This is a genomic window from Streptomyces sp. NPDC048612, from assembly GCF_043199295.1.
In the GTDB taxonomy this organism is placed as follows: Bacteria; Actinomycetota; Actinomycetes; order Streptomycetales; family Streptomycetaceae; genus Streptomyces.
Genome location: NZ_JBICVV010000013.1, coordinates 201,750 through 208,556 on the forward strand (window position 1 = coordinate 201,750; position 6,807 = coordinate 208,556).

General features: G+C 73.5%; 4 protein-coding genes. 1 reads left to right on the forward strand and 3 read right to left on the reverse strand.

The genetic code is table 11. The annotated features are described in order from the left end of the window. The first annotated feature begins 24 nt into the window (after positions 1–24). Complete coding sequence (locus ACGFN2_RS21555) at positions 25–267, forward strand: mycoredoxin (protein ID WP_362604760.1); 243 nt, start codon at positions 25–27, stop codon at positions 265–267. Positions 268–557: 290 nt separating this feature from the next. Here the strand turns inward: ACGFN2_RS21555 and nudC are convergent, their stop codons facing one another. The 3 genes from nudC to ACGFN2_RS21570 all read right to left on the reverse strand — a co-directional run bounded on the left by nudC (position 558) and on the right by ACGFN2_RS21570 (position 6,626). Beyond that, positions 558–1,493, reverse strand: coding sequence for an NAD(+) diphosphatase (gene nudC / locus ACGFN2_RS21560; RefSeq protein ID WP_393362720.1), 936 nt, complete (start codon positions 1,491–1,493; stop codon positions 558–560). 74 nt (positions 1,494–1,567) lie between these two features. Further along, entirely contained in the window at positions 1,568–2,968 is a 1,401-nt protein-coding gene (locus ACGFN2_RS21565) for a dipeptidase (protein ID WP_393362723.1), read from the reverse strand. 10 nt (positions 2,969–2,978) lie between these two features. After that, positions 2,979–6,626: a UvrD-helicase domain-containing protein gene (locus ACGFN2_RS21570; protein ID WP_393362726.1), complete on the reverse strand. Its 3,648-nt coding sequence runs from the start codon at positions 6,624–6,626 to the stop codon at positions 2,979–2,981. Positions 6,627–6,807: the final 181 nt, after the last annotated feature.

The window sequence follows — 6,807 nt, forward strand, 5'->3', positions numbered from 1 at the left end:
ACCTATCGAAGGAGCGCGGGGCGCATGGCGGGCACTGTGACGATGTACAGCACGACCTGGTGCGGTTACTGCCGTCGGCTGAAGGGCCAGATGGACCGCGAGGGCATCGCGTACACCGAGATCAACATCGAGCACGACCCGGAGTCCGCGGCGTTCGTGGAGAAGGCGAACGGCGGCAACCAGACGGTGCCGACCGTGCTGTTCCCCGATGGTTCGACGCTGACCAACCCGTCCCTGGCGCAGGTCAAGGAGAAGGTCGGGGCCTGAGCTCCGGATGCGTCCGCGTGATCAGCTCGAAGGGCCGTCGGCCGGTCCGCCCAAGGGTTCCGGCCGGCGGCCCCTTTCGTGCCGCGCCGCCGCCGGGCCTTCCGGCGGTACGTCGTGAAACCCCTGGCATCACGCCCGTCGCACCGTCCTGACATCAGCGCAGCACGGCATGGCGCGCACGGCCACCACCCGTAGCCAGGCGCAGCCACGCGCCATAGCCAGGCGCGCGCGGCGCGGCCACCCCCTGTTGCCAAGCGCCGCGAGCCCCCCAGGCGGACCGCGCCACCCCCTCACGGCTTAGGCAGCGGCTTCCCGTACCAGAGTTCGATGAGGCGGGCGGCGATGGAGATGCCGTACGGCGGGAGGACCTCGCCGGATTCGAAGGCGGCGCGCAGGTCCTCGCGGGAGAACCAGCGGGCCTCCTCGATCTCCTCGCCGTCGACCTGGATCTCGGAGGAGGTGGCGCGCGCCATGAAGCCGAGCATGAGGCTGGAGGGGAAGGGCCAGGGCTGGCTGGCGATGTACTCGACGTCGCCGACGACGACGCCGGCCTCCTCGTAGACCTCGCGGGCCACCGACTGCTCGATGGACTCCCCCGGCTCGACGAAGCCCGCGAGCGTGGAGAAGCGGCCCTCGGGCCAGTGCACCTGGCGGCCGAGGAGGGCGCGGTCCTCCTCATCCGTGACGAGCATGATCACGGCTGGGTCGGTGCGCGGGTAGTGCTCGGCGCCGCAGGCCGGGCAGCGGCGGATGTGGCCGGCGGCGGCGATGACGGTGCGTTCGCCGCAGCGTGAGCAGAAGCGGTGCAGCCGCTGCCAGTTTTCCAGGGCGACGGCGTGGACGAGGAGGCCGGCGTCGCGGGGGGAGAGCAGCAGGCCTGCCTCGCGCAGGCCCGCCGGGCGCGCGGACTGGTCCATGCGGCCGGGCAGCGAGTCCTTCTGGAGGGCGAAGTAACTGACGCCGTCGTCGTCGGTGCCGAGGTAGTAGCGGTGGGCCTCGGTGAGTGGCGCCTCGAAGGACGGCGTCATGATCAGCTCGGTGCGGCCGTCGGGGGTGTCGTCGATCAGTGCCTGGCCGCCGGACACCACGAAGACCCGCGTCGTCGGGTGGCTCCAGGCCGCCGCCAGCCATGCCTCGTCGAGGCGGTGATGGGCGGAGCGGTCGATGCCGCTCGGCGCGCTGAAGGTGATCGGCCGGTCGGCGCTGTGGTCGGTCCAGGTGGTCACTGCTGTTTCCAACTCCCCCTGTGGCGTGGGTGATTGCTGCGTGCGGGCGCGGGTCGGTGCGGCGGTGCGGGCGGTCAGGCCGGGCGCCAGGTCTCCGCCAGGTCGCCCCACAGGTGGGCGGCGGTCTCGACGCCCTTCATCAGCAGGTCGAGTTCGACCTTCTCGTTCGGTGCGTGCCAGCCGTCGGACGGGATGGAGATGCCGAGGAAGAGGACCGGGACGCCGAGGACGTCCTGGAGGTCGGCGGCCGGCCCGGAGCCGCCCTCGCGGGTGAAGCGGATCTTCTGGCCGAAGGCCCGGCCCATGGCGCGGACGACGGACTGGAGCGCGGGGTGGTCGAGCGGGGTGAGGCAGGGGCGGGTGGCGCCCCAGAAGGTGATCTCGTGGCGGATGCCGGCCGGGAGGCTCGCGGCGACCCAGTCGCGTACGGACTGCTGCACGGCGTCCGCGTTCTGGCCGGCGACCAGCCGGAAGGACAGCTTGAGCTGTGCGGTGGCGGGCACGATGGTCTTGCCGCCGGGGCCCTGGTAGCCGCCGCCGATGCCGTTGACCTCGGCGGTGGGGCGGGCCCAGATGCGCTCCAGGGTCGTGCTGCCGGCCTCGCCGAGGGTGGCGTGGGAGTGCGCGGTGCGCAGCCATTCCGCCTCGTCGAAGGGGAGCTCGGCGAGGAGTTCCCGTTCGCGGTCGGTGAGTTCGATCATGCCGTCGTAGAAGCCTGGGACGGTGACGCGGCGGTCGGTGTCGTGCAGGCCGGCGGCGAGCCGGGCGGCTTCGGTGGCGGGGTTGGGGACGGCACCGCCGAACGATCCGGAGTGGATGTCCTGGTCGGGGCCGTAGAGGTCGATCTGGCAGTCCGTCAGGCCGCGCATGCCGGTGCAGACCGTGGGGGTGTCCTTGGACCACATGCCGGTGTCGGAGACGATCACCGCGTCGCAGGCGAGGCGGTCGGCGTGCTTCTCGATCAGGGCGGGGAAGTTCGGTGAGCCGGACTCCTCCTCGCCCTCGATCAGCAGCTTGAGGTTGACGGCGGGGGCGGTGCGGCCGGTGGCGGCGAGGTGGGCGCGTACGCCCAGGGTGTGGAAGAAGACCTGGCCCTTGTCGTCGGCGGCGCCGCGGGCGTAGAGCCTGCCGTCGACGGTCTGCGGCTCGAAGGGGTCGGTGTGCCAGCCGTCCTCGCGGGCGGCGGGCTGGACGTCGTGGTGACCGTAGACGAGCACGGTCGGCGCGGACGGGTCGCCGGAGGGCCATTCGGCGAAGACGGCGGGCAGGCCGTCGGTCTCCCAGATCTCGGCGGTCGGGAAGCCGGTGTCGGTGAGCTTCGCGGCGAGCCAGGCGGCGCTGCGGCGTACGTCGCCGGCGCGCTCGGGGTCGGCGGACACCGAGGGGATGCGCAGCCAGTCGGCGAGGTCCGCGAGGAAGGCCTCGCGGTGGAGGGTGAGGTACGCGCGGACGGCGCTGTCCGGGGTTGTGCTCATACGACCGAGCCTATCGGCCTTCCGGGGGAGGACGGTCGGCGGTCTCGCCGAGCAGGATGCGTTCGAGTCCGGCCCGGCCGGGGAGCCGGGCGGGTCTGACCACCTCGCCGCTGCGGACGTGGAGGAAGACGGCGTCGACGGCGGCCGGCTCCAGGCCGTACCGCTCGGCCCAGGCGAGGCGGTAGACGGCCAGCTGGAGGGGGTCGGCGGTGTGGGCGGGGCCGGTCTTCCAGTCGACGATCTCGAAGCGGTCGCCGTCGGGGCCGGGCTCCTTGTAGACGGCGTCGATCCGGCCGCGGATCGTCCGGCCCGCGAGGGTCAGCTGGAAGGGGGCCTCGACCCGGTAGGGGGTGCGGTGGGCGTAGGGGGTACGGGCGAAGGCTTCCTTGAGGGTGTCGAGGTCCTGCTCGTCGACGATCTCGGTGTCCTCGCCCGGTTCGGCGCCCGGGAGTTCGTCGGGGCCGAGCATCGGGAGGGTGAGTTCCTCGAAGCGGGATTCGACCCAGGCGTGGAAGCGGGTGCCGCGGCGGGCGCCGGGCTGGGGCGGGCGCGGCATGGGGCGGGCGAGTTCGCGGGCGAAGCCGTCCGGGTCGGCGGCGAGGCGGAGGAGCTGGGTGGCGCTGAGCGCGGACGGCAGGGGGACGTCACGGACGGTCGCGCGGGAGCGGCGCAGCTCGTCGGCGAGGGCGTCCAGGTCGCGGTCCCAGGAGCCGACGGTGCGGCGCTCTTCGGGGAGGAGGGTGTGGGGGGTGGTGTCGTCGGGGTTTCCTGCGTCGGCCGGGTGGACCGTGGTGGCCGGGCCGGTGCGGTCGGTGAGCTCGGGCTCGGTGGTGCGCTGGGCGACGATGCGGGGGCGGGGTCCTGACCGGTCCGCCGGGGGGTCGTCGAACGGGTCCGCGTCGAACGGATCGGCTTCTGGGACGCCGTACAGCGGCCCGTCGTCATACGGCAGCGCCTCACCCTCCAGCGATGCCGCCTCGAACGGCTCCCCCTCCAGGAGGGCGAGCGCGTCGGCCTCCGCGAGGTCGTACGGGTCCGTCTCCCAGGTGTCGTCCGGCGGGGGCGGGGGCCAGTCGGGGTCGTGGGCGGGCCGGGTGGGTGGGGCGGGGGCGGCCGGGTCCTGGGACGTGCGGCGCTCCAGGTGGGCGCGGACGGTGGTGGCGGCGGTGCGGCGGCGGGCGGTGGCGGTGGGGTCGAGGGGCAGGGGCCAGGCCTGTTCGGTGGCGGCCTCGGTGAGGGCGGGGTTCTCCTCGCCGTCCTCGGGGGCCTCGGCCCAGTGCTCGATCTCGCCGTGTCCGGCTTCGCAGTGCGTGCGCAGGGCGTCCAGGAAGACGGACGGGCCGCGCGGCCGCTTCTGCTGGGGGCCCCACCAGTGGCCGGAGCCGAGCAGCAGGGAGCGGGGGCGGGTGAAGGTGACGTAGCCGAGGCGGAGTTCCTCGGTTTCCTGGTGGTGCTTCATCGCCTCCTTGAAGGATTTGAGGCCGCGGGCGGTCCATTCGTCCACGTCGGGGAGGGTCGCGGCGTCGCCGCGCAGGGCGTGTGGGAGGACCTTGGGGCGGCTGGTCCAGGACTCGCGGGCCTGTTCGCTGGGGAACTGCTTGCCGACCAGGCCGGGTACGGCGACGACGTCCCATTCCAGGCCCTTGGACTTGTGGGCGGTGAGCACCTTGACGGTGTTGTCCCCTCCGGGGAGGGAGCTGTCGAGGCCCTTCTCGTGCTGGACGGCGGTGCGCAGGAAGCCGAGGAAGGCGAGGAGGGTGGCGTCGCCGTCGAGGGATTCACCGCCCTGTTTGGCGGCGAATCCGGCCGCGATGTCGAGGAAGGTGCCGAGGGTTTCGCGGCGGCGGGCGGCGAGGGCGTGCGGGGACGCGGACAGTTCGACTTCCAGGCCGGTGGCGGCGAGTACCCGGTGGAGGACGTCCATGAGGGGGTCGCCGAGGGAGCGGCGCAGGTCGCGGAGTTCGGTGGCGAGGTAGGCGAAGCGGACGCGGGCCTCGGGGGAGAACGGGAGGCCGTCGTCGGGGCCCTCGGCCTCCAGGAAGGTGTCGAGTGCGTCGGCGAGGGAGACGGTCTCGGCGGGGTCGACGCCTTCGACGGCCGCGGCGAGGCGCTGTGCGGGGTCGTCGGAGGGGCCGCCGTGGTGGACGAGGGTGCGGGCGCGGCGGCCGAGGAGTGCCAGGTCGCGGGGGCCGATCCGCCAGCGGGGGCCGATCAGCAGGCGGACCAGGGCGGCGTTGGCCGTGGGGTCCTGGAGGACTTCGCAGACGGCGACGAGGTCGGCGATCTCGGGGAGGTGCAGCAGCCCGGAGAGGCCGACGACCTCGACGGGGATGTCCCGGGCGACCAGCTCGCCCTGGATGCGGGCGAAGTCGCCGGCGGTGCGGCACAGCACGGCGATCTCGCCGGGCGGGGTGCCGGTGCGGACGAGGTGGGCGAGGGAGTCGGCGAGCCAGGTGAGTTCTTCGGCGTGGGTGGGCAGCAGGGCGCAGCGGACGATGCCGTCGCGCTCGGCGCCGGGGGCGGGGCGCAGGGCTTCGACGCCTTGGTGCATCTGCCGGAGCGGGGCGGCGAGGCCGTTGGCGAGGTCGAGGAGGCGGCCGCCGCTGCGGCGGTTCTCGCTGAGGGCGTACCGGCGGGCGGGGGTGCCGTCCTGGAAGGGGAAGTGGTCGGGGAAGTCGTCGAGGTTGGCCACGGAGGCGCCGCGCCAGCCGTAGATGGCCTGGCAGGGGTCGCCGACGGCGGTGACGGCGTGCCCGGTGACGGTGTCGCCGCCGGCGCCGAAGAGGCCGGAGAGCAGCAGGCGCTGGGCGACGGAGGTGTCCTGGTACTCGTCGAGCAGGACGACGCGGAATTCGTCGCGGAGGATGCGGCCGACTTCGGGGCGGGTGGTGGCGAGGGTCGCGGAGTGGGCGATCTGGTCGCCGAAGTCGAGCAGGTCGCGGCGGCGTTTTTCGTGCCGGTAGGCGGTGACGAGGTCTAGCAGTTCCTGGCGGCCGCGGGCGGTTTCGGGGGCTTTGCGCAGGTCGGCGTTGGTGAGTTTCACGCCGTCGAGGGCGGCGAGGAGGTCACTGTCGTAGGCGTGGAGCGCGGCGGGGTCCACGAGGTGTTCGGCGAGTTCGGCGTCCAGGGCGAGGAGGTCCTCCACGAGGGAGGGCAGGGAGGTGGTGAGCGCCGGGTAGGGGCCGGGGGCGGCGCGCAGGGTGCGGGCGGCGAGCTGGAAGCGGGTGGCGTCGGCGAGGAGCCGGGCGCTGGGTTCCAGGCCGATGCGCAGGCCGTGGTCCTTGAGGAGCTGGCCGGCGAAGGCGTGGTAGGTGGAGATCCGGGGTTCGCCGGCAGGCTGACCGGGGTCGCCGGTGGCGGCCGGGAGGGCGTCGGGGTCGGTGATGCCGGCGGCGAGGAGGGCGGCCCGGACGCGTTCGGCGAGTTCGCCGGCGGCCTTGTTCGTGAAGGTCAGCCCGAGGACCTGTTCGGGAGCGACCTGGCCGGTGCCGACCAGCCACACCACGCGGGCGGCCATGACCGTGGTCTTGCCGGAGCCGGCTCCGGCCACGATGACCTGCGGGGCGGGCGGGGCGGTGATGCACTCCGTCTGCTCCGGCGTGAACGGGATACCGAGCAGCTCCTTGAGCTGCTCGGGGTCGGTGAGGCGCGCTGACACAACGAGAACGGTAGCGGCGGCCACTGACAATCCGCTGCGCTGGGCTTGTTTCCCACGTTTTCGGCTTTCCCGCCGTGGGGGTTGCTCGCCGTTGCGCCTGCGGCGGGCGGGTGCGTTGTGGGTGCGGTGACGGGCCTCCGGGGCCTGGTGTGTGGACTGCTTCGCTTTACGTCCACACACC

Coding starts and splice junctions, on each gene's coding strand:
- ACGFN2_RS21565 (WP_393362723.1), bottom strand. CDS start 2,968: ATGAGCACAACCCCGGACAGCGCCGTCCGCGCGTACCTCACCCTCCAC.
- ACGFN2_RS21555 (WP_362604760.1), top strand. CDS start 25: ATGGCGGGCACTGTGACGATGTACAGCACGACCTGGTGCGGTTACTGC.